The sequence below is a fragment of the Streptomyces pactum genome (genome assembly GCF_016031615.1).
In the GTDB taxonomy this organism is placed as follows: domain Bacteria; phylum Actinomycetota; class Actinomycetes; order Streptomycetales; family Streptomycetaceae; genus Streptomyces; species Streptomyces pactus.
On record NZ_JACYXC010000001.1, the window covers coordinates 5,251,741 to 5,273,602 of the forward strand.

Sequence of the window (21,862 nt, forward strand, 5' to 3'; positions counted from 1 at the left end):
GTCCGCCCCGGGGACCGGGGACCGGGCGGGCGTCTGCTTGGTCCCGGGACGACCCCGTTCGGCCTTGGCTTGTTGTGTGTGCAGTCTCCTGGTGCGGGGGCAGTGGCCGGAATACCGTTGACGCGGGCGGTCGTCGTACGGGCACGCTGCGTCGCCGGCCGTCCGCCCCATCCGTGAGACCCCTGTCCCTGGGGTCGCGAGAGGAGAACCCATGTCGCTGGACGTCTCACCGGCCCTCCTCGAACAGGCCGAGCGAGGCGAGGTCGATGAAGCCGCTTTCATCGACTGCGTCCGGACCTCCCTGCCGTTCGCCTGGGAGATGATCAGCACTCTGGTGGCCCGGCTGCAGGTTGACGGTGGAGAGTTCGCCGACAACCAGACCCCGCCCCCGGACGAGCAGGCCCGCGGTCAGCTGCTGCGGGCCATGGCGAGCGACGCCATCCGCGGCGCGCTGCAGCGGCACTTCGGGGTGCGGCTGGCCTTCCAGAACTGCCACCGGGTGGCGGTCTTCCCGCTGGACGACTCGGCCGACGAGAGGTTCGCGCGCTTCACGTCCATCCGTGGCCAGCTGCTCAACCAGTCCCCGGAACTGCGCGACTGCTGAACCGTTTTGGCTGCCGCTCCACGGGGGGAGGTGCATCGGTCAGGGGCGGCAGCGTTCGCGCGCGCACGGTGAACTCGGCGTGAAACGCTGCGAACGCGCCAAAGTTGACAAATGATCAAAGAATGATCCTCTCCGGACGGGCGCCACCCGGTGCGGTCGCGTCCGGGGTGACGGTTGCCGTCCGGCACCGTCACGTCCCGGTGTCACCTCCCGGTGACGGCCGCCGCCCGGCGCGGTCGCGTCACGGCGTCCACGGCCCGGCGCGGTCGCGCTCCGGCGACGGCCACGGACCGGCACCGGCCGGCGGGCCGCTGCTCAGCGGAGCAGGGGCAGCACCTCCAGGCCCAGCCGCCGCACGTTCTCCTCGGTGGCGGCCAGCTCGCCGGAGCCCTCCGTCAGCAGGGCGAACCGGCGGATGCCGGTGCGCTCGGCGGTGGCCGCCAGGCGGTCCGCGCACAGCCGGGGCGGCCCCACCGGATGGATGGAGCAGAGCATCTCGGTGTACGTGCGCGGGTCGCGCATGGCGCGCGGCCGGCCGTCCACCGTGACGTGCGCGGCCAGCCCCTGGCGGAGCCAGCCGGGCATCGCCTTGAGCAGGGACTCGGTGGCGTCCGCGCGGCTGTCCGCGACCTGCGCCACCCCCGCCGACACGTGCTCCGCCGTCGCCACCAGCTCCGGCGGGTGCCCCGCGGCCCGGGCGGTCTCGCGCCACAGCGCGATCATCCCGGCCTTCTCGTCGTCGTCGCTGTGCATCCCGACCAGCATCGGCAGCCCGCGCTCGGCGGCGAGCCGGACGGTGCCGGGGGAGGTACAGGCCACCACCACCGGCGGTCCGGCCGGTTCCGCGGCCACCCCCGGTCCGCCCTCCGGCCCGCCGTCCGGGCCTCCGGCCGGCCGCGTACCGGGGAGGGGTTCGTCGGCGCGCGGCACCACCGCCACCTCGCGGAACGAGAAGCGCTCGCCGTCCGCGCCCACCCGCGGCTCGCGCAGCCAGCGCAGCAGCAGGTCCAGCGACTCGGGGAAGCCGCGCTCGTACGCCTCCAGCCCGGCGCCGAAGACCTCCAGGTCCACCCACGGCCCGCCGCGGCCGACCCCGAGGGTGAAGCGTCCGCCCGAGGTGAGGTGCAGCAGCGCGGTCTGCTCGCCGAGGGCGACCGGGTGGGCGCTCGGCAGCACACTCACCGCCGTCCCCACCCCGATGCGCCGGGTGCGGCCGAGCAGCAGCCCCGCCAGGGTGATGGCGGACGGACAGACTCCGTAGGGGACGAAGTGGTGCTCGGCGACCCAGACCGCGTCCAGCCCGGCCCGCTCGGCCGCGTCCGCGGTCCGCACCGCCCGGTGCAGCGCCTCCGCCTGTCCCTGGCCCGGGAACTGGGCGGCCAGAATGAATGCCCCAACGCGCATGTCGCCTACTGCCTTCCTGATGACGGCTCGCGCCCCCCGAGCGCACCCCCTGCACAGGCAATAACGGCTGACACGTGCCAAAGGCACGGTCACGGCGGGAAGTTTTCATGATGATCACAGACGGTGGCCGGACGGGCGGAACCGGCGACGGCCGCCGGCGCGTACGCTGGTCACAACCCGTAGTCCCGCAGCCCCTCCCGAGGTGCACCATGTCCCCACGCCGGAACCGCCCCCGCGGCGGTGGATCGTCCGTCGGCCGCGAGGAGGAACCGGCGGACCGCTACGGCCTGGAGCGGTCCGTCAGCTGGCAGGGCGAGGAGTGGGCGGTGCGGCACATCAGCGGCGGGGCCGCCACCAAGCACTACCGCTGCCCCGGCTGCGACCAGGAGATCCCGCCCGGGGTGCCGCACCTGGTCGCCTGGCAGCAGGACGGCGGCGGGGACGACCGCCGCCACTGGCACCGCGCCTGCTGGAACGCCAGGGACCGCAGGAGCGCACGGCTCCTGCGGTCCCGGAACGCCCCGCGGTACTGACCCGGGCCCCGCGGCGGGGCCCCGGGCCGCACCCGGTGCTCACACGTCGCGCCGGTCCAGCGCGGAGTACGCGGCGACCAGCGCCGCGGCGGTGACGGCGGTGATGATGCCCAGCGGCTCCCAGCCCGAGGGGCCGGAGTCGGTGACGGAGTTGCTGTACAGCACGCCGAGCTGGTTGGGCACCGAGTAGTTCAGCAGCCCCTCCTGGAGGTCGGCGAGGCTCTCGCTCTGCATGAACACCGCCAGCACCAGCGGGAGCAGCACCACACCGATCATGATGGTGATGGCGCCCGCCGAGTGGCGGATCAGCGCGCCGACGCTCAGCGCGACCAGGCCCAGCATCGCCACGTACAGGCTGATGCCGACGGTGGCCTTGAACCAGTCCTCACCGGTGGGCTCCGCCACGCCGGGGTTGCCGGAGAGCATGCTGTCCATCATCAGCGCGACCAGGCCGGTGCACGCCAGGGTGACGGTGAACGCCACCAGGAAGAACACGATGGCCTTGGCGGTCAGCACCCGGGCCCGGCTGGGGCAGGCGGTCAGCGTGGTGCGGATCATCCCGGTGCCGTACTCGGAGGAGATCACCAGCACGCCGAGGGTGATGACGCACAGGATGCCCAGCAGCACCCCGAAGAACCCGAAGGTCAGCGGGGATTCGCCGTCCAGGTCGGTGTCGCCGCTGGACAGCCCGGCGGCGGTGGCGAAGCCGATGCCCACCACCAGGACCACCAGCACACCCAGCGTCCACATCGTCGAGCGGACCGACTTGATCTTGGTCCACTCGGAGGCGAGGGCGTGACCGAGGTGGGTCGGGCGGACCGGGATGGGCGAGGTGTACCCGCCGGGGCCGGCCGGCGGCCCGCCGACCGGCGCGGCAGGCGGCGCACTGCGGGGCCACGGGGGCCGGCGGCTGCTGGTAGGGGGTGGTCATCGGGCGTCCTCGCTGTCGTGCTTCTTCAGGTCGGCGGGGGGCGGCGGCGGCCGGTGCGGGGGCGGCGGGCCCGCGGCCGGCGCGGGCGGGGCGGCCGGGGAGCGGCCTGCGGAGCAGGGGGAGCCTGCGGCGCCGGGGTCGGCGGTACGGCGCCCTGGGCCGGGACGGCGGCCGGCTGCTGCGGAACCGGGACGGCGGCCGGCTGCTGCGGGGCCGGGGCGGGGGCTGCGGTACGGCAGGCTGCGCCGCGTACGGGTTGGCGCCCGGTGCGCCGGGCGGGGGGCGCGCCGGGACCGGCCGGCTGCGGCGGGGGCGGCGCGGTGAAACCGGGCAGCGCGCCCGGCGCGCCTCCCGGACCGGGGTACCCGGCCGGACCGGCGAAGCCGCCCGGGGCCCCGCCGTACGGGCCGTACGCCGGCTGCTGCAGCCCGGCGCGCTGGTCGGCGGTCGAGCGGTAGTCCACCGCCGCCTGCGTCATCCGCATGTACGCCTCCTCCAGCGACGCCTGGTGCGGGGAGAGCTCCCACAGGCGGACGTCCGCCTCGTGCGCCAGGTCGCTGATGCGCGGCAGCGGCAGACCGGTGACGCGCAGCGCCCCGTCGGTCTCCGGCAGCACCTGCCCGCCCGCCTCGCTCAGCGCGGCGGTGAGCTTCTCCCGCGCCTCCGGGGCGCCCTGCGCCACCCGGACCCGGGCGAAGTCGGCCGAGTTGTAGGAGATGAAGTCCTTCACGCTCATGTCGGCGAGCAGCTGGCCGCGGCCGATCACGATGAGGTGGTCGGCGGTGAGCGCCATCTCGCTCATCAGGTGGCTGGAGACGAAGACCGTCCGCCCCTCGGCGGCGAGCTGCCGCATCAGGTTGCGGACCCACAGGATGCCCTCCGGGTCCAGCCCGTTGACCGGCTCGTCGAAGAGCAGCACCTGCGGGTCGCCCAGCAGGGCGGCGGCGATGCCCAGCCGCTGGCCCATGCCGAGCGAGAACCCCTTGGACCGCTTCTTCGCCACGTTCTGCAGGCCGACCACGCCCAGCACCTCGTCCACCCGCCGGGCCGGGATGCCGGAGAGCTGGGCCAGGCTGAGCAGGTGCTGGCGCGCGCTGCGGCCGCCGTGCACCGCCTTGGCGTCCAGGAGCGCGCCCACCAGGCGCGGGGCGTTCGGCAGGTTGCGGAACGGGTGGCCGCCGATCGTCACGTGTCCGGCCGTCGGTCGGTCCAGGCCCAGGATCATGCGCATCGTGGTGGACTTGCCCGAGCCGTTGGGGCCCAGGAAGCCGGTCACGGCGCCCGGCCGGACCTGGAAGGACAGGTTGTACACGGCCGTCTTGGCGCCGTAGCGCTTCGTCAGGCCGACTGCCTCGATCATTCTCCGCCCTTCGCGAATCGCCTCAGGGCACACGCCCCTGTGCGGGTAAGGAGGATAGCCGGGCCGGAGCGGTTCCTGTCGCGGCGGAAAGTGAACGGATCGTGACCTCGGACCGTGCGGTCGTGTCGTTATCCGACTGCTTCCAGTGATATGTCCTGACGAAGGCGATGCGGCGGGTCACCTCGGGATACGGGGGCGTCCGTCCGGCCCCGCCGGGGTGCCCCGCCCGGCCGGTCGGTTCGGTCGCCCCACCCGGCCGCGCCGCCCGGTCGGCCGCGCCGCCGGGCGGCCGTGGTCCGCCGGGGGCGCCGTCAGGCGTCGCGCCTGCGCAGCAGCAGGAAGCCGGCGAGGAGCGCCGCGGCCACCCACAGCGCCATGATCGCGAAGCCGCCCCACGGCCCGTACGGGGCATCGTCGCCGGCGGTCACCACCTGCATGATCCGCTGGCCGGCCTGGTCGGGGAGGTAGTCGCCGACCTTCTCGGTGGCCGGGACGTTGCCCAGGATGTTGGAGATCAGGAAGAAGAACGGCATCAGGATGCCCAGGGAGAGCATCGGGCTGCGCAGCACGGCGGCGATGCCCATCGAGAAGACGGTGATGAGGGTCATGTAGAGCCCGCCGCCGACCACCGCCCGCAGCACGCCCGGGTCGCCCAGCGACGCCCGGTGGTCGCCCAGCATCGCCTGGCCGGTGAGGAACGCGGCGAAGCTGGTGATCATGGAGACCACCAGGGCGAGCAGGGTGGCGACCGCGATCTTGCAGAACAGGAAGCGCCCGCGCTGCGGCACCGCCGCCAGCGAGGTGCGGATCATGCCGGTGCTGTACTCGTTGCCCACCACCAGCACCCCGAAGACGATCATCGCCAGCTGCCCCAGGCCGGTACCGGCGAAGCTCACGAACGTCGGGTCGAAGGTCATCCGGTCCTCGGCCGACATGTTCTCCCAGTCGTTCTCGACCAGGGCGCTGATCAGGGCCCCCAGGGCGATGGTGACCAGCACCGCGACGCCCAGCGTCCACCCGGTGGAGCGGACCGACCTGATCTTCGTCCACTCCGAGCGCAGCACCTGCGCCGTCACCGACATCTCAGGAACCCTCCCGTCGCCGCCGGTCCTGTCCCCAGCCGGCCGGGTCCGGCCTGGCCCCGGGGCCGGCGCCGGCCGGCGGGGGCGGCTCCCCGGGCGCCGCGCCGGGCGCCGCCGGGTGCGCGTGGTACTCCACCGCCTCCGCGGTCAGGCCCATGAACGCCTCCTCCAGGGACGCCTGCTGGGGGCTGAGTTCGTGGAGGGTGATGCGGTGCCGGGCGGCCAGCTCGCCCAGCGCGGCGGCGTCCGCGCCGTCCACCTCGAAGCTGCCGTCCGGCCCGGCCTGGACCGGGTGCCCGGCCGCGGTGATCACCTCCCGCAGCCGCTGGTGCTCGGGCGAGCGCACCCGTACGTACGACCGGGAGTTGCGCGCGATGAAGTCGGCCATGGAGGTGTCGGCCAGCAGCCGGCCCTGCCCGATCACCACCAGGTGGTCGGCGGTGAGCGCCATCTCGCTCATCAGGTGGCTGGAGACGAAGACGGTACGGCCTTCGGCGGCGAGCCCCTTCATCAGGTTGCGGATCCAGTGGATGCCCTCCGGGTCGAGCCCGTTGACCGGCTCGTCGAACATCAGGATGCGCGGATCGCCCAGCAGTGCGGCGGCGATGCCCAGCCGCTGGCCCATCCCGAGCGAGAACCCCTTGGAGCGCTTGCCGGCGACCGAGGTCAGCCCGACCGTCTCCAGCACCTGTGCCACCCGCGCCCGGGGGATGCCGTTGCTCTGCGCCAGACAGAGCAGGTGGTGGTACGCGGTACGGCCGCCGTGCACGGCCTGGGCGTCCAGCAGCGCCCCGATGTACCGCAGCGGGTCGACCAGTTGGCGGTAGTGCTTGCCGTCGATCCGGACGGTTCCGGCCGACGGGTGGTCAAGACCGAGCATCATCCGCATGGTGGTGGACTTTCCGGCGCCGTTCGGGCCCAGGAAGCCCGTCACCACCCCGGGCCGTACGGTGAACGTGAGGTGGTCCACGGCCAGCTTCTCGCCGTAGTGCTTGGTCAGCCCCTCAAGCTCGATCATGCCGCCACGCTAAGACGGGCCCGATGCCCTCGCCACCGGAGGCGCCGGGGCCTCCCACCACCGCCGTACCGCCGCGGCGTCCCGGCACCGCGACCTGGCACTGCCGTCCCGGCCGGCGGGCCGGGCTCCCGCGCCCGGAGCGACACACCGGGGTACGGCGCACCCCGGGGACGTCGGGCCGGGGGCGTCGGGGCACCGCCGCGTCCCGGGACGGGGCGCCGGGAAAACGCGACGGCGTCCCCGGGAATCGCGAAACGGCGGCCCGGGAAACGCGAAGGGCGCCGGGCGCCACCTGTCCGGTGGCGCCCGGCGCCCGGGTCACCGCACCCGCCGCCGCGGACCGGGCCCGCGGCGCACGGCGTCAGCGCGTCTGCTGGGCCGGCACGCCGCGGGACTCCTCGTCGCTCGGCGCACCGGTCGCGGCCACCGCCGCGCCGGTCAGCGTGGCGAGCATCTCCCGGACGTTGGTCAGCTGGGCGTTGATGCTGTCGCGGCGGTTGGTGAGCGCCGCCAGCTCGCGCTCGGACTCGCTGCGCACCCGGTCGGCCTTGGCGTTGGCGTCCGCCACGATGTCCTCGGCCTGGCGCTGCGCGGTCTCCACCGTCTGGCGGGCCCGGCGCTCGGCGTCGGTCCGCAGCTTCTCGGCCTCCAGGCGCAGCTGCTCGGCGCGGTGCTCGATCTCCGCCAGCCGCTTCTCCGCCTTGGCCTGACGGGAGGCCAGGTCGCGCTCGGACTGCTCCCGGCGCTTGGCGAGGTTGGTCTCGAAGTCCGCGGCGGCCTGGGCGGCCTTGGCGCGGGTCTCCTCGAACAGCGCGTCCGCTTCCTCACGCTTGGACTGCGCGTCCTTCTGGGCCTCGGCACGGAGCGTCGCGGCGTCCCCCTTCGCCTTCTCGACGATCCGCGTCGCCTCGTCCTCCGCCTTCTGCTTCCGCTCGGCGGAGTACGACTCGGCGTCGCTGCGCACCTGCTGGGCGGCGGACTCGGCCAGCTCACGGTGCTGCTCGGCGGCCCGGCGCGCCTCCTCACGCAGGTCCTTGGCCTCCTCCTCCGCGAGCCGGAGGATCTTCTCGACGCGTGCGCCGAGCCCCGCGTAGGACGGCTCGGAGTCACTGACCTGGGCCTGGGCGTTCTGCGTTTCGAGGTGCAGCTCCTCGATGCGCTTCTCCAGAGAGGTGATCCGGGCGAGCGCGCTGTCACGGTCGGCGACGAGCTTGGTGATGCGGTCGTCCACCTGGCCGCGGTCGTATCCACGCCGCACGAGCTCGAAGCCGAAGGGGGAGGAAGTGTCGCTCATGGGGTTCCTGTCGAAAGAGACCGGTGAGGTGATAGAGCGAATCCTAGGGGGCGTAGCGGCGTGTCATCGAGTCAACGCCGCTGAGACATGGAGAATGTGCAGCCTTTTGAGTGGAGTGTTCACACGCCTCTTGTCACCCGGTGGAGGTAATCGGGCGTTCCGGACACGACGGGTCCGGCCGGTGGCGGGGCATCCCGCCGCGGGCGCCCGGCGGGCACCGGGGCGGGGCGCCCCGGCCCACTCGCGCCGCCCTCGGTCGCGCCCGGTGCGGTACCGGGCGGTGGCCGCCGGGGCGTAACCCGTCCGGTCCGTGCGCGGTACACCACCCTCCTCGCCCCGGCGTACGACGCTTCCCGGCAGGCCGCCCGGGCACGGGCCGCACACCGCCCCGGCGCGCGGGGAGCCGGCGCCGGCGCAGGGCCGGCGGGTGGGGGCCGGCGGGCGCGGCTCGGTGGGGTGCGGGTGCGTGGAGTGCGGACCGGTGGGCGCGGACCGGTCGGGCACAGGGGGCGCGTACGGACCGGCGGGCGACGGCGGGGGGCGGGAGGCGGGGAGCCCGCGAGCGGGAAGCTGACGGTCCGGGAGAAACACCCGAACCGACCGACGTTACGCCACCGGCGGCCCGCGCCGCACCGGGTCACCCGCGTGCGCCGACCGGCACGGGGGCGCGGCCCGCCCGCGCGGCGGCGGGAAGGTCGCAGGCCGTGACCGATCGGACCGGCCCGTGTGGGCGGTGGGTGAGGGTGCGCGGGGGGCGGTGGTGAGGCATTGCGCGTGGCGATGGTGACGGGTCCGTGCCCGGCGGCGCACCGGGCACGGGTGCCAGGCCGCGGGGTGCTCACGGCCTCGCGCCGGCGTCACCGGCCCGTGCCCGTTGCCGGGGTCGGCGCCCGGGGTGCGGTCGACACCCTGCGGTCGGCGGTCCGTTCAGGGGCGGGGCGGGAGGGCGGAGACCCTGCGGGCGGCCCTGGTCGGCGGCGGCGTTCCGGCCGCCCGCCGGTTGCCGGCCGGGGCGCGGACGGCACGGACGGCGCGGTACGACCCGCGTTCCGCGGCCGGGAACGCCCGGCACGCGGCGGCGGGAGCGCGTTTCCTCCCGGCCCCGCGCCGGCGCCACCGGCCGGTGCCCGGGACGCACCGGGCCCGCCCGTATCCGACCGGGTCCGCGGGGCCGGCCGCGGACCCGCGGACGGCACCGGCGGGTACCGCGGTCGGCGGCCGTGCCGTTACGAGCCCGAGGACTTGCCGCCCGAGCGGGAGCCGCCCGCGCCGGCGCCGGCCTTCACGCCGTCCTTGCCCGAGCCGCCGCCGGAGGCGGGGGCCTCCAGCGAGCCGAGCGCCTCCAGCACGTCCTGCACCCGGGAGATCTCGGCGTTGATGTCGTCCTGGCGGCGCTTGAGCACCTCCAGCTCCCGCTTGCCCGCCTCCACGATCCGGTGCGCCTCCTCGCGCGCCTCGGAGCGCATCCGCTCCGCGTCCCGGGTGGCGTCCGCCTTGCGCTGCTCGGCCTCCTTCAGCAGGCCCTCGGCCTTCTTCACCGCGGCGACCCGTACCTTCGTCGCCTCGCTGCTGGCCTGCGACAGCTTCTGCTTGGCCTTCTCCTCGGCCTCCTCCAGCTGGGCGGTGGCCGCCGTCACCAGCTTGTCCACCCGCTCGCCGGCCGCCTTCATCTGCTCCGCGGCCTCGCGGCGGGCCCGCTCGTGCAGCTCCTCGATCTCCGACTCCACCCGGCCGCGCAGCTCCTCGGCCCGCTCCCGGATGGCGGTGGCGTCGCCACGCGCCTCGCCGAGCATCGTGTCGGCGTCGGTGCGGGCCTTCTCCACCAGGCCGGTGGCCTTGGCGGTGGCCTCCTTGAGGAGGCGCTCGGCCTCCTTGCGGGCCGCGCCCACCATGGTGTCGGCCTGCTCCTCGGCGGCGGCGGCGGTCCGCCGGGCCGCCTCCCGGGCCTCCTCGGCGAGCTTCTCCGCCTCGCTGCCGGCCTTGCTGACCAGCCGGTCCGCCTGCTGGGCCGCGTCCGCCCGCCGCTTGTTGGCGTCCTGCCGCGCCTTGTCGACGGTGCGCTCGGCCTCCGCGCGGGCCTCGGCGCGCAGCCGTTCGGCCTCCGCCGCCGCCTCGGCCGCCACCCGCTCGCTCTCCGCCCGGGTCCGGGCGGCGTGCTGCTGCGCGGAGTTGACCGTCTCCGCGGCCTCGGTGCGCAGCCGCTCCGCCTCGTTGGTGGCCTCGGCGATCAGCCGGTCGGCCTGCTCGGCCGCGTCCGTCCGCCGCTTGTTGGCCTCCTCGCGGGCCTCGGCGGCGAGCCGCTCGGCCTCCGCGGTGGCCTCGGTGACCAGCCGGTCCGCCTGCTGGGCGGCCTCGGACCGGATGTTGTTGGCGTCGCCGCGGGCCTCCGCGCGGGTGCGGTTGGCGTCCTGTTCGGCCGCCGCCCGCGCGTCGGTCGCCTCGGTGCGCAGCGCCTGCGCCCGGGCGTTCGCGTCGGCCAGCACCCGCTCCGCCTCCGCGGTGAGCCGCCGGCCCTGCTCGGTCGCCTCGGCCACCAGCCGTTCGGCCTCCGCGGTGGCCTCCGCCACCCCCGCCTCGGCCTCGGCGGTGAGCCGCTGGGCGAGGGCGGTGGCCTCCTCCGTCCGCCGCTTCGCCTCCGCGGTCGCCTCGGCCACCAGCCGCTCGGCCTCCGCGGCGGCCTCGGCGATCAGCCGGTCGGCCTGCTCGGCCGCGTCCGTCCGCCGCTTGTTGGCCTCCTCGCGGGCCTCGGTCCGCAGCCGGTCGGCCTCCTCCCGCGCCTCGTTCACCGTCCGCTCGGCCAGCTCCGCGGCGGCCTCGGCCGCCTGCTGCGCCTCGGTGCGGACCCGGGTGGCGTCGGCCGCCGCCCGCTCCCGCTCGGCGTGGGCGTCGGCGCGGACCCGGTCCGCCTCCTCCTGGGCGGAGGTCAGCGTCCGCTCGGCGGCGTGCTCGGCCGCCGACCGCAGCCCGGCGATCTCCTGCTCGGCCTCCTCGCGCAGCCCGGCCACCGATTCGCGGACCTGCTGGGCGGTCTGCTCCGCCGCGGTGACCAGCTCCGACGCGCGCCGCTCGGCCTCCTCGGCCAGCCGCTGCGCCTCCTGCTGGGCCTCCGAGACCCGGGTGCGCGCCGACGCCAGCAGCTCCTCGCTCTGCTCGTGCGCCCGCTCCCGCTCCCGCTGCGCCTCGGTCCGCGCGCCGCCGAGGAGTTCCTCGGCCTCCCGGCGGCGGCGGGCCGCCTCCTCCTGCGCGGCGGCCAGCGCCTCGGCGGCCTGCGCGCCCAGCCGCTCGGCGGCCGCGTTCGCCTCCGCCCGGACCCGGTCGGCGGTCTCCTGCGCCTCGGTGCGCAGCCGCTCCGCCTCTGCGGCGGCCTCGGTGCGCAGCCGGGCGGCCACCTCCTCGCCCTCGGCGCGGCTGCTCGCCGCCTCCGCGGCGGCCTCGGTGCGCAGCCGCTCGGCCTCCGTCTCGGCCTGCTCCCGCAGCGTCCGGATCCGCTCCGCGGCCTCGGTACGCAGCCGGTCGGTCTCCTCGGCCGCCTCCCGGCGCAGCCGCTCGGCCTCCGCCCGCGCCTCGCGCAGCGCCTCCTCGGCGGCGGCGACCTTCGCCTCCGCCTCCTCGCCGCGGCGGGTCAGCTCCGCCTCGACGTCCGTCCGCCGCGCGGTGAGCGCCTGCTCGGTCTCCTCCCGCAGCTGCTCCGCGGCACGCGCCGCCTCGGACTTGACCTCCCCGGCCCGTTCCCGGGCGGCCGAGACCAGCTCCTCGGCCTCGCCGCGCGCCCGCTCCAGCGCCTCCTCGGCCTGGCGGCGCAGCGTCGCGGCGCGCTCGATGGCCTCGGTGCGGACCCGCTCGCTCTCCGCGGTGGCGTCCGAACGCGTCTCCTCCGCGTCCGACTTCGCCTTCGCCAGCAGCTCCTCGGCGGTCCTGGCCGCCTCCTCGATCTGCTGCACGGCCTCCTTGCGGGCCTCGCCGCGGATGCGTTCGCCCTCGGTGACCGCCTCGGCGCGCAACTGCTCGGCCTCGCCGCGCAGTCGCCGCGCCTCCTCCTGCAACTCGCGGGTCTTGGCCCGGTACTCGGCGGTGTCGTCCTGCGCGGCGCCCTTGAGCGCCTCGGCGGTGTCGTGCGCCTCGGCGCGCAGCCGGTCGGCCTCCTCCTCCGCCTCGCGCCGGATGCGCTCCGCCTCCTCGGCGGCGGCCCGGGTGGTGGCCTGGGCGTCCTCGGACGCCTTGGAGAGCACCTCCTCGGCGCTGCGGGCGGCCTTGGCCAGCTGGGCGGCGGAGTCCTCGACGGCCTTGGCCCGCGCGGTCTCCCGGGCCTCGGCGATCAGCCGCTCGGACTCGGCGCGGGCGTCGTCCCGCACCTGTTCGGCCTCCGCGCGCAGCGCCTCGGCCTCCTTGGTGGCCTCCGCCACCAGCCGGGCGATCTCCGCCTTCGCGGTGCGGGCGCGCTGGTCGTTGTCGGTCTCGGCGGCCTCGATCCGCCTCGTCGCCGCGTCCTTCGCCTCGGTCAGCACCTTCTCGGCCTCGGCGCGCGCCTGCCGCAGCGCCTCCTCGGCCTCCTGCATCCGGGTCTCGGCGGTGCGGGTCAGCTCGGCGGCCCGGCGGCGCGCCTCCTCGGTCTCGGAGACCGCGGTGGTGCGCAGCGCCTCGGCGTGCTCGGTGGCCTCCTGGGCCTGCGTGGACGCCGTCCCCAGCAGCCGTTCGGCGTCGGTACGGGCGCGGCGCAGGATCGCCTCCGCCTCGGCCCGCGCGGCCTCCGCCTCGGCGCCGGCCCGCTGCCGGGTCCGGTCCGACAGCCGCTGGGCCTCCGCGCGGGCGGCACCCAGCACCCGCTCCGCCTCGGCCCGCGACTCGTCCAGCAGTCGCCGCGCCTGCGACTCGGTGCGGGCCCGCAACTGCTCGGCCCAGGCGACGTTCTCGTTGACGTGCGACTCGACGGTGGCGCGGCGCTCGGCCAGCTCCTCGTCCAGGCGCTGACGGCGGGCCACCGCCTCGGCGTGCAGCTCCGACTCCAGCCGCGCCTGCCGTTCGGCGTGCTCCTGGAGCAGCCGCTGGGTCTGCGCCCGGGCCTCACGCAGTTCGCGCTCGGCGTCGGCGCGCATCTGGTCGGCCTGGATCTGGGCGTTCCGCAGCATCTGCTCGGCCTGGTAGCCGATGTCCGCACTGTCGTACGCGGGACGACTGGCGATGGTGCGGCGCGCCTCGTGGAGTTTGGCGCGCAGCACCTCGACCTGGTAGCCGAGGTCGTCGGCGTGCTGGACGGCCTTCTCCCGCTCGGTCTTCAGCCGCTCCATCTCGGCCTCGAACTTCGCGAGGTGGTCGTCAGGCTCGTAGCGGTCGTAGCCCCGCACTGCGCGGTCCCATCCGTCCCCTGGTCGCGTTGGCAGCCCGCTCCGTCCTGCGTGGTCGTACCCGGAGCCGGCCCTTGACGAAGAAATGGTGTCAGATCATCGGCAAAGAGTGGGCCGGGCCCCGACTGTGCTTCCGTTTCCCGTACCCCGGCCGAGCCTGCACTCTACCGGCCGGGGAAGCGGAAGGTCAGTGCTCCGCCGCGCCGGGGTCCGCCGCGGTGACGAGTTCGGTGAGCACACCGTGGCAGTCCTTGGGGTGCAGGAAGGTGATCCGGGACCCCATCGAACCGCGGCGCGGGGTGTCGTAGAGCACCCGTACGCCCTTGTTCCGGACGGCTTCCGCGTCGCCGTCCACGTCCGCGGTGCCGAAGGCGATGTGGTGCACGCCCTCGCCGTTCTTCGCCAGCCACTTGCCGACCGCGGAGTCCTCCCGGGTGGGCTCCAGCAGCTGGAGGTACGAGGCCCCGCCGTCGTCCGTACCGTTGATCCGGAGCATCGCCTCCCGGACGCCCTGCTCCTCGTTGATCTCGGTGTGGAACACTTCGAAGCCGTAGGTGGCACGGTAGAACTCGACGGTCTTGTCGAGGTCGAAACAGGCGATTCCGATGTGGTCGATTCGCGTCAGCATGTCACCAGTCCACCGCCCCTCGCGCCGGTTACGCAACGTGCGCGCGATCACACCCACAGGCCGGTGACCGCGCCCGGTACGCCTCAGTACATTGCAGGTAACCCTCGTTAACTTCCTTCCTTCTCCCGAAGGGGCAGCACCATGACTCGTACGGCTGGTACCACCTCAGTGATCGTCGCCGGCGCGCGCACCCCCATGGGGCGCCTGCTGGGCAGCCTGCGCTCCTTCTCCGCCTCCGACCTCGGCGCCGCCGCCATCAAGGCCGCGCTGGACCGGGCCGGGATCGGTGGCGACCAGGTGCAGTACGTGATCATGGGCCAGGTGCTCCAGGCCGGCGCCGGCCAGATCCCGGCCCGCCAGGCGGCGGTCAAGGCCGGCATCCCGATGAACGTCCCGGCGCTCACCGTCAACAAGGTCTGCCTCTCCGGGCTGGACGCCATCGCCCTGGCCGACCAGCTGATCCGGGCCGGCGAGTTCGACGTGATCGTCGCCGGCGGCCAGGAGTCCATGACCAACGCCCCGCACCTGCTGCCCAAGTCCCGCGAGGGCTACAAGTACGGCGCGATCGAGATGCTGGACGCCATGGCGCACGACGGGCTCACCGACCCGTTCGAGTCCATCGCCATGGGCGAGTCCACCGAGAAGCACAACACCCGGCTGGGCATCGGCCGCGCCGAGCAGGACGAGATCGCCGCCCTCTCCCACCAGCGCGCCGCCGCCGCCCAGAAGAACGGCCTGTTCGAGGCGGAGATCACCCCGGTGGAGATCCCGCAGCGCAAGGGCGAGCCGGTGATCTTCAGCAAGGACGAGGGCATCCGGGCCGAGACCACCGTGGAGACCCTGGCCAAGCTGCGCCCGGCGTTCACCAAGGACGGCACGATCACCGCCGGCACCTCCTCGCAGATCTCCGACGGCGCCGCCGCCGTGGTGGTGATGAGCAAGGCCAGGGCCGAGGAGCTGGGCCTGGAGTGGATCGCCGAGATCGGCGCCCACGGCAACGTCGCCGGCCCGGACAACTCGCTCCAGTCCCAGCCGTCCAACGCGATCACCCACGCGCTGGGCAAGGAGGGCCTGACCGTCGGTGACCTCGACCTGATCGAGATCAACGAGGCGTTCGCCGCGGTGGCCGTGCAGTCGATGAAGGACCTGGGCGTGTCCACCGAAAAGGTGAACGTCAACGGCGGGGCCATCGCCCTGGGGCACCCCATCGGCATGTCCGGCGCCCGCCTCGTGCTCCACCTGGCGCTGGAGCTGAAGCGGCGCGGCGGCGGGGTGGGCGCGGCGGCGCTGTGCGGCGGCGGCGGCCAGGGCGATGCGCTGATCATCCGCGTTCCGGGCAAGTGACCGACGACGGCCGGGGCGCGGGGCGTACGCCCGGGGCGCACCCGGCCGCCCCCGCTCCCGCCGGACCGGACGGCCCGGCCGGGGCCCCCGGCACGACGGGTACCGCGGGCACCACGGGTGCCGGGGGTACGACCGGCACCACGAGCACCACGAGCACCACGAGCATCACGAGTACGGCGAGCACGACGAGTACGGAGCGGAGAGACCATGGTTGACGTCCCCCTGCTGGTGGAGCAGGCACGGCAGGGCCGGCCGCGCGCCGTGGCCCGGCTGATCTCCCTGGTGGAGGGCGCGTCGCCGCAGCTCCGCGAGGTGATGGCGGCGCTCGCCCCGCTGACCGGCGGGGCCTACGTGGTCGGCCTCACCGGGTCCCCCGGCGTCGGCAAGTCCACCTCCACCTCCGCCCTGGTCACCGCCTACCGCAAGGCCGGCCGGCGGGTCGGGGTGCTGGCGGTGGACCCCTCCTCGCCGTTCTCCGGCGGCGCGCTGCTGGGCGACCGGGTCCGGATGAGCGAGCACGCCTCCGACCCGGGGGTCTACATCCGCTCCATGGCCACCCGCGGCCACCTCGGCGGGCTCGCCTGGGCCGCCCCGCAGGCGATCCGGGTGCTGGACGCCGCGGGCTGCGAGGTGATCCTGGTGGAAACCGTCGGGGTCGGGCAGTCGGAGGTGGAGATCGCCGCCCAGGCCGACACCTCGGTGGTGCTGCTCGCCCCGGGCATGGGCGACGGGATCCAGGCCGCCAAGGCGGGCATCCTGGAGATCGGCGACGTGTACGTGGTCAACAAGGCCGACCGCGACGGTGCCGACGCCACCGTGCGGGAGCTCAACCACATGCTGGGCCTGGGCGAGGCCCGGGGCCCGGGCGACTGGCGGCCGCCGATCGTGAAGACCGTGGCGGCCCGCGCCGAGGGCGTGGACGAGGTGGTCGAGGCGTTGGAGAAGCACCGCGCCTGGATGGAGGAGCGCGGCGTGCTCGCCGAGCGGCGGCGCCGGCGGGCCGCCCTGGAGGTGGAGACCATCGCGGTCACCGCGCTGCGCCGGCGGATCGGCGACGTCCACGGCGACCGGCGGCTGGACGCGCTGGCGGAGCGGATCACCACCGGTGAGCTGGACCCCTACGCCGCCGCCGACGCGCTGGTGGCGGAGCTGACCTCGGGCGGCGCGGAGCCGGCCGCCGGCTGAGCGGCGGCGGCACGGGGCGCCGCCCGGGCCCCGCGGACCGGAGGCGGCGCCACGGGGGTCCGGACGCGCCCGGCGGGCGGCGGTACGAGGCCGTGCGCCGGTGGTACGGGCCCGGTGCGCCGGTGGTACCGGCCCTCGGGCCTGCGGTAGGGCCCGGCTCAGCGGTCGTCCCGGGCGTCGTTCCCCTCGTCCGCGCGGTCGTCCTGCGCGTCCCGGGCGTCGTCCTGCCGGTCGTCACGGTTGTCGCGGTCGCCCGTGCGCTCGTCCCGGTGGTCGTCGGCGCGGTCGGTGTCCGGGGTGACCCGGCCGGTCGCCAGGTCCACCCGCAGCTCGCGCTCGGTGCCGTCCTTGCCGAGGACCTCGACCTCCCAGAAGGCCACCGGCCCGTCGTCGTCCAGGTCCACCGAGACCACGGTGCCCCGCTGGGCCGCGGCGGCCACCGCCCCGGCGGCGTCGGTCCGCGCGTCCTTCAGCGCCTCCCGCGCCCGCCGGGCGTCGTCGTCGGCCCCCCGGTCGTCGTCCCGGTCGTCCGCGTCGTCCTGGTCGTCGTCCCGGTCGTCGAGGTCGTCCCGCTCGTCCAGGTCGTCGTCGCGGTCCGCGGCGGTGGAGACCGCCCGCGCGGACCCGTCGTCGTCGGAGGCGATCGCGAACGCCGTGGCGGTGCCCCCGCCGGCGAGGACCGCGGCGGCGACGGCGGCGATGACGATGTTGCGCTTCATGGGGTTCCTCCCGCTGTTCTCCGGTTGTCCGCCGGACCGTCGTCCGGCCCGGTGCGTGTCCCCACCGTCGCGCGGCGATGCTGAAGCCTTCCTGAACGCGCCTGAAGACCCCTTCAGGCGCTTTTTGGGAGGGTGGCCCCATGCGGGTGCTGATCGTGGAGGACGAGAGGCGGCTGGCCCGGTCGCTGGCCGCCGGGCTGGGCGCCGAGGGCTTCGCCGTGGACGTGGTGCACGACGGCGCGGAGGGGCTGTACCGGGCCGGTGAGACCCCGTACGACCTGGTGATCCTGGACATCATGCTGCCGGGCATGAACGGCTACCGGGTGTGCGCGGCGCTGCGGGCGGCCGGCAACGACGTGCCGATCCTCATGCTGACCGCCAAGGACGGCGAGTACGACGAGGCCGAGGGGCTGGACACCGGCGCCGACGACTACCTCACCAAGCCGTTCTCCTACGTGGTGCTGCTGGCCCGGGTCCGCGCCCTGGTGCGCCGCCGCGGCCCGGGCGCCTCGCCGGTGCTGCGGGCCGGCGGGCTGAGCGTGGACCGGGCCGCCCGGCGGGTGGAGCGGGACGGCACCGAGGTGGCGCTCACCGCCCGGGAGTTCGCCGTGCTGGAGCAGCTGGCGGTGCGGGCCGGCGAGGTGGTCCCCAAGGCCGAGATCCTGGAGCACGTCTGGGACTTCGCCTACGACGGCGACCCCAACATCGTCGAGGTCTACGTGAGCGCGCTGCGCCGGAAGCTGGGGCCGGGGCTGATCGAGACGGTGCGCGGCGCCGGCTACCGGCTGGTGGACCGTGCGTAGGCCGTTCGGCTCGGTGCGCTCCCGGGCCGCGCTGGGAGCCACCGTGGTGGTGGCGGTGGCCCTGGTCGCGGCCGGGCTGGCGGTGCTCGGGGTGCTGCGCGCCAACCTCTCCGACCAGGCGGACCTGGAGTCCGGGGCGGCCGCCAGGGAGGTCGCCGCGCGGATCGCGGCCGGCACGCCCCCGGAGCGGCTGGAGCTGGACGAGGAGCCGCCGGTCCAGGTGGTGGACGACCGGGGGCGGGTCCGGGCGGTCAGCGACGAGCTGGAGGCGGTGACCGGCACCGGCAGCCGCTCGGTGCGGCCGGTGACCCCGGCGGACGCCGGACCGCCCGGCGCCCGCCCGGGCGGCGCGGACCGGCCGGGGTCCGGCGACCGCCCCCCGGCCGGCGGCACGCAGCGGGGCGACGCCGGTGACCCCGGTGACGCCGACGACGGGGCCGACGACGGGGCGGACGACACCGACGACGGTGACGACGACGGACCGGGGCGCGACGACGGCGACGACGACGGCTCCGGACGCGACGACGGGGCCGCCGCCGGGCCGTGGGACACCGGTGACTTCCCCGACGAGATCGAGGGGTACACCGACGGCACCGCGACGATCGACGGGGAGCGGGCGGAGTACCGGTTCGCCGCCGTGGCGGTGACCACCCCGGCGGGCGAGGAGGTGACCGTCCACGCGGGGGCGCCGCTGACCGCGGAACGGGAGGCGGTGGGCACCGTGCGGCGGGCGATGCTGGCCGGCCTGGTGCCGCTGCTGCTGGTGGTGGCCGGGGTGACCTGGCTGGTGACCCGCCGGGCCCTGCGGCCGGTGGAGGGCATCCGCCGGGAGATGTCGGCGATCACAGCCAGTACGGATCTGGGCCGCCGGGTCCCCGAGCCCGGTTCCCGGGACGAGATCGCCCGGCTGGCGCGGACCACCAACGAGACCCTGGCCGCGCTGGAGGCGTCGGTGGAGCGGCAGCGCCGGTTCGTCGCCGACGCCTCGCACGAGCTGCGCTCGCCCATCGCCTCGCTCCGCACCCAGCTGGAGGTCGGGGCGGCGCATCCGGAGCTGCTCGACCTGGACGGGGCGGTGGCGGACGTGGTGCGGCTCCAGCGGCTCGCCGCGGACCTGCTGCTGCTGGCCCGGCTGGACGCCGGGGAGCGCCCGCAGCCGGACGCCCGGGTGGACCTGGCGGAGCTGGTCCGGCGGGAGCTGGCGCGGCGCCCGCCGGACCGGGTGCCGGTACGGGCCGGGGAGCCGGCCGAGGTGACCGTCGCCGGGTCGCGCGGGCAGCTGGCGCGGGTGCTGGCGAACCTGGTGGACAACGCGGTGCGGCACGCCGAGCGGCAGGTGCGGGTGTCGGTGCTGGCCGAGGGCGGCGAGGCCATCCTGCGGGTGGAGGACGACGGCCCGGGGGTCCCGGCGGGGGAGCGGGAGCGGATCTTCGAGCGGTTCGTCCGGCTGGACGACGCGCGCAGCCGCGACGACGGCGGGGCCGGGCTCGGCCTCGCCATCGCGCGGGACGTGGTGCGGCGGCACGCCGGCACCCTCACCGTCGGTGCGGCGGCGGACGGCGGTGCCCGGTTCGACGTGCGGCTCCCGGTGGTCCGGCCGCCGGCTCCCGGCGACCCGGCGGACCGCCGGGAGGGTACCGGCCGGGGGTGACCCGGCCGGTGGTCAGAGCTGGCTGCGCTGGGCCCGCAGGTGTTCCGCGACCGGGACCAGGGAGTCGCGCAGGGACATCAGGTCGGCCTGCGAGAGCAGGTCGATGAAGTGCCTGCGGACCGAGTCCACGTGGTGCGGCGCGACCTTGACCATGGTCTCCCAGCCGTGGTCGGTGAGGACGGCGTACAGGCCGCGCCGGTCGGACTCGCAGTGCTCGCGGCGGACCAGTCCGGCGTTCTCCATGCGGGTGATCTGGTGCGAGAGCCGGCTCTTGGACTGGAGGGTGGCGGCGGCGAGGTCACTCATCCGCATCCTGCGCTCCGCCGATTCCGACAGGTTGACCAGGATCTCGTAGTCGTTCATGGTCAGGCCGAACGGCTGGAGATCACGTTCGAGCTGGTGGGTGAGCAGCCGGTTGACGTCCAGGTGGGTACGCCAGGCGCGCTGCTCGTCTTCGCTGAGCCAGCGTGTGCCGTTCTCGGTCTCCATAGGATGTATTCTACCTAAAGAAGTTGAATTTCGAACCAATGGATCTGTCGGAGTGAAGGTCACTCGTTCGACGTTACACTCCGCACCCTGATGCTCACGAACCGGTGCCCCCTGTGGTCCCGGTGGGCCGTTCCGCCATGAGCGTCTCGGTGGACTGCAGCAGCACGGTGCCCGCCCCCACGAATTCGAACTGGTGTTCCTCGCCCGAAGTTCCCCCTATCCCGGTGTGCGCCCGGACCTGGCCCAGGAATCCACGCAGGTACTGGTGATCGTAGTGGTGGCAGGGCGACGGGCAGTCCGCCCAGCCGACCAGCGCCTGCGGATCCACCCGGATCGGTGGTTCCGCGAACACCACCGGTCCGTTTGACGCCGCAACGAACGTCCCGGTTCCGATCAGGGTGAGAAAACCCGGCACGATCGACTGCTTCAGGGACAGCGACGGCTCGAAGGCGAGCAGATTGCCCGACCGGATCGTCAGGTTGCCGTCGTCCAGGTCGTAGGAGTTGACGTCGAACGCCCGGTCCGCGAGCACCATCTTGCCCCGGCCCTCGGCCACCACCCAGTCCGCCACGTGCAACGGCGAGTGGAAGCTGCCGGCGATCAGCCGGTCCAGCCGGCCGAGCCCCACGCCCTGGAACTCGATCTGCCCGTAATAGGCGATCATCTTCCCCTTCTGGAGGAACCACTGCCCGTCCAGGTTCACGCTGAAGGCGTAGGGGTTGATGTTGTCGTTGACGGGCAGGGTGTGCGCGTCGTGCACGACCGGCCCGTGGACGTCCGGCCCGTGTGCGGGATGTCCGGTCACAGCTTCTCCTCCGACGCCTGGACGTACACCGTGCCGGTGCCCGACAGCTCCAGCTGGAACGCCTCACCGGACCCCCGGCCCACCATGTCCCGCCAGCCCAGCGCGGTGGACAGCCGGGTGCGGATCTCCCCCCGGTGCGCCACGTACGCCTGCGGGTCGACGTGCACCGGGCGCCCCGGCACCACCGGCAGCTCGATCACCCCGCCGTGCGCCAGCACCGCCGCCGAACCGTTCCCCTCCAGCGTGGTGGTGAACAGGCCCTGCCCGGTCATCTGGCCGCGCACCACGCCCATCACCCCGCCCTGCGAACCGAGGAACACCGTGCCCTGCCGCAGCGTCCCGTCGAAGGCGAGCACCCGGTCGGCCTCCACGTGGAGCGTCTCCCCCCACAGATCGATCACCTGCACGTGGTGGCCGCCGTGGCCGAACATCACCGTGCCGTCCCCCTCCACGGTCATCAGCGGTGTCGCCTCCCCCGTCACCCGCCGGCCGATCATGCCGCGCACCCCGCCCTGACCGCCGGTGATGCTGGGGGTGAAGCGCACCTCCCCGGTGTACGCGAGCATCGCCCCGCGCTGGCTGAACAGCGTGGTGCCCGGCGCCACCCGGGCCTGCACCATCCGCGAGTTGAGCACCGTGAACGCCATCAGGCGCACCCCCGTCCGTCTCG

The 21,862-nt window shown here is 75.0% G+C and carries 17 protein-coding genes and 1 pseudogene; 6 read left to right on the forward strand and 12 right to left on the reverse strand.

Annotation, left to right across the window (positions count from 1 at the left end):
• The first annotated feature begins 211 nt into the window (after window positions 1-211).
• The gene (locus IHE55_RS20690) at window positions 212-604 is read left to right on the forward strand and encodes an SCO5389 family protein (RefSeq protein WP_197990375.1); all 393 of its coding nucleotides are present in this window, start codon (window positions 212-214) and stop codon (window positions 602-604) included.
• Between the two features lie 315 nt (window positions 605-919).
• On the opposite strand, the gene IHE55_RS20695 is transcribed toward IHE55_RS20690, so the two are convergent.
• Window positions 920-2,008: an LLM class flavin-dependent oxidoreductase gene (locus IHE55_RS20695; RefSeq protein ID WP_197990376.1), complete on the reverse strand. Its 1,089-nt coding sequence runs from the start codon at window positions 2,006-2,008 to the stop codon at window positions 920-922.
• Window positions 2,009-2,217: 209 nt separating this feature from the next.
• On the opposite strand from IHE55_RS20695, the gene IHE55_RS20700 reads away from it, so the two are divergent.
• On the forward strand, window positions 2,218-2,541 hold the full coding sequence (locus tag IHE55_RS20700) for an Rv1322 family protein (protein WP_197990377.1): 324 nt from the start codon (window positions 2,218-2,220) through the stop codon (window positions 2,539-2,541).
• A 39-nt stretch (window positions 2,542-2,580) separates the two neighbouring features.
• Here the strand turns inward: IHE55_RS20700 and IHE55_RS20705 are convergent.
• From IHE55_RS20705 to mce, 7 genes and pseudogenes are all read right to left on the reverse strand, one after another.
• Window positions 2,581-3,456: pseudogene (locus tag IHE55_RS20705) on the reverse strand (ABC transporter permease); the annotation flags it as partial.
• A 41-nt stretch (window positions 3,457-3,497) separates the two neighbouring features.
• Entirely contained in the window at window positions 3,498-4,832 is a 1,335-nt protein-coding gene (locus IHE55_RS20710) for an ABC transporter ATP-binding protein (RefSeq protein ID WP_197990378.1), read from the reverse strand.
• A 311-nt stretch (window positions 4,833-5,143) separates the two neighbouring features.
• Entirely contained in the window at window positions 5,144-5,914 is a 771-nt protein-coding gene (locus IHE55_RS20715) for an ABC transporter permease (RefSeq protein ID WP_197990379.1), read from the reverse strand.
• 1 nt (window position 5,915) lies between these two features.
• Window positions 5,916-6,932, reverse strand: a complete 1,017-nt coding sequence (locus tag IHE55_RS20720; protein ID WP_197990380.1) for an ABC transporter ATP-binding protein — start codon at window positions 6,930-6,932, stop codon at window positions 5,916-5,918.
• A 361-nt stretch (window positions 6,933-7,293) separates the two neighbouring features.
• Window positions 7,294-8,226, reverse strand: coding sequence for a coiled-coil domain-containing protein (locus tag IHE55_RS20725; protein WP_197990381.1), 933 nt, complete (start codon window positions 8,224-8,226; stop codon window positions 7,294-7,296).
• Between the two features lie 1,226 nt (window positions 8,227-9,452).
• Window positions 9,453-13,568, reverse strand: a complete 4,116-nt coding sequence (scy, locus tag IHE55_RS20730; protein WP_197990382.1) for a polarized growth protein Scy — start codon at window positions 13,566-13,568, stop codon at window positions 9,453-9,455.
• 187 nt (window positions 13,569-13,755) lie between these two features.
• Window positions 13,756-14,196, reverse strand: a complete 441-nt coding sequence (gene mce / locus IHE55_RS20735; RefSeq protein ID WP_197990383.1) for a methylmalonyl-CoA epimerase — start codon at window positions 14,194-14,196, stop codon at window positions 13,756-13,758.
• Between the two features lie 141 nt (window positions 14,197-14,337).
• Here mce and IHE55_RS20740 point away from each other — a divergent pair, with 141 nt between their 5' ends.
• Entirely contained in the window at window positions 14,338-15,540 is a 1,203-nt protein-coding gene (locus IHE55_RS20740) for an acetyl-CoA C-acetyltransferase (protein ID WP_197990384.1), read from the forward strand.
• A gap of 207 nt (window positions 15,541-15,747) precedes the next feature.
• Window positions 15,748-16,725, forward strand: a complete 978-nt coding sequence (meaB, locus tag IHE55_RS20745; protein ID WP_197990385.1) for a methylmalonyl Co-A mutase-associated GTPase MeaB — start codon at window positions 15,748-15,750, stop codon at window positions 16,723-16,725.
• 158 nt (window positions 16,726-16,883) lie between these two features.
• Here the strand turns inward: meaB and IHE55_RS20750 are convergent, their stop codons facing one another.
• Window positions 16,884-17,444 (reverse strand): PepSY domain-containing protein, encoded by a 561-nt coding sequence (locus IHE55_RS20750; RefSeq protein WP_197990386.1) that lies wholly within the window; start codon window positions 17,442-17,444, stop codon window positions 16,884-16,886.
• A gap of 140 nt (window positions 17,445-17,584) precedes the next feature.
• Here IHE55_RS20750 and IHE55_RS20755 point away from each other — a divergent pair, with 140 nt between their 5' ends.
• Together IHE55_RS20755 and IHE55_RS20760 are read left to right on the forward strand one after the other, a co-directional pair.
• A complete protein-coding gene (locus tag IHE55_RS20755) occupies window positions 17,585-18,247 on the forward strand; it encodes a response regulator transcription factor (RefSeq protein WP_197990387.1) in 663 nt (220 codons plus the stop codon).
• Window positions 18,248-18,290: 43 nt separating this feature from the next.
• Complete coding sequence (locus tag IHE55_RS20760) at window positions 18,291-19,898, forward strand: sensor histidine kinase (protein WP_443742626.1); 1,608 nt, start codon at window positions 18,291-18,293, stop codon at window positions 19,896-19,898.
• A 12-nt stretch (window positions 19,899-19,910) separates the two neighbouring features.
• Here the strand turns inward: IHE55_RS20760 and IHE55_RS20765 are convergent, their stop codons facing one another.
• The 3 genes from IHE55_RS20765 to IHE55_RS20775 all read right to left on the reverse strand — a co-directional run bounded on the left by IHE55_RS20765 (window position 19,911) and on the right by IHE55_RS20775 (window position 21,839).
• Window positions 19,911-20,387 carry a MarR family winged helix-turn-helix transcriptional regulator gene (locus tag IHE55_RS20765; RefSeq protein ID WP_197990389.1) on the reverse strand — a complete coding sequence of 159 codons (477 nt, stop codon included), beginning with the start codon at window positions 20,385-20,387 and terminating at the stop codon, window positions 19,911-19,913.
• Window positions 20,388-20,481: 94 nt separating this feature from the next.
• A complete protein-coding gene (locus tag IHE55_RS20770; RefSeq protein WP_197990390.1) occupies window positions 20,482-21,192 on the reverse strand; it encodes an AIM24 family protein in 711 nt (236 codons plus the stop codon).
• Complete coding sequence (locus IHE55_RS20775; RefSeq protein WP_197990391.1) at window positions 21,189-21,839, reverse strand: AIM24 family protein; 651 nt, start codon at window positions 21,837-21,839, stop codon at window positions 21,189-21,191. The genes IHE55_RS20770 and IHE55_RS20775 overlap by 4 nt, the downstream gene beginning before the upstream one ends.
• Between the last annotated feature and the right edge of the window lie 23 nt (window positions 21,840-21,862).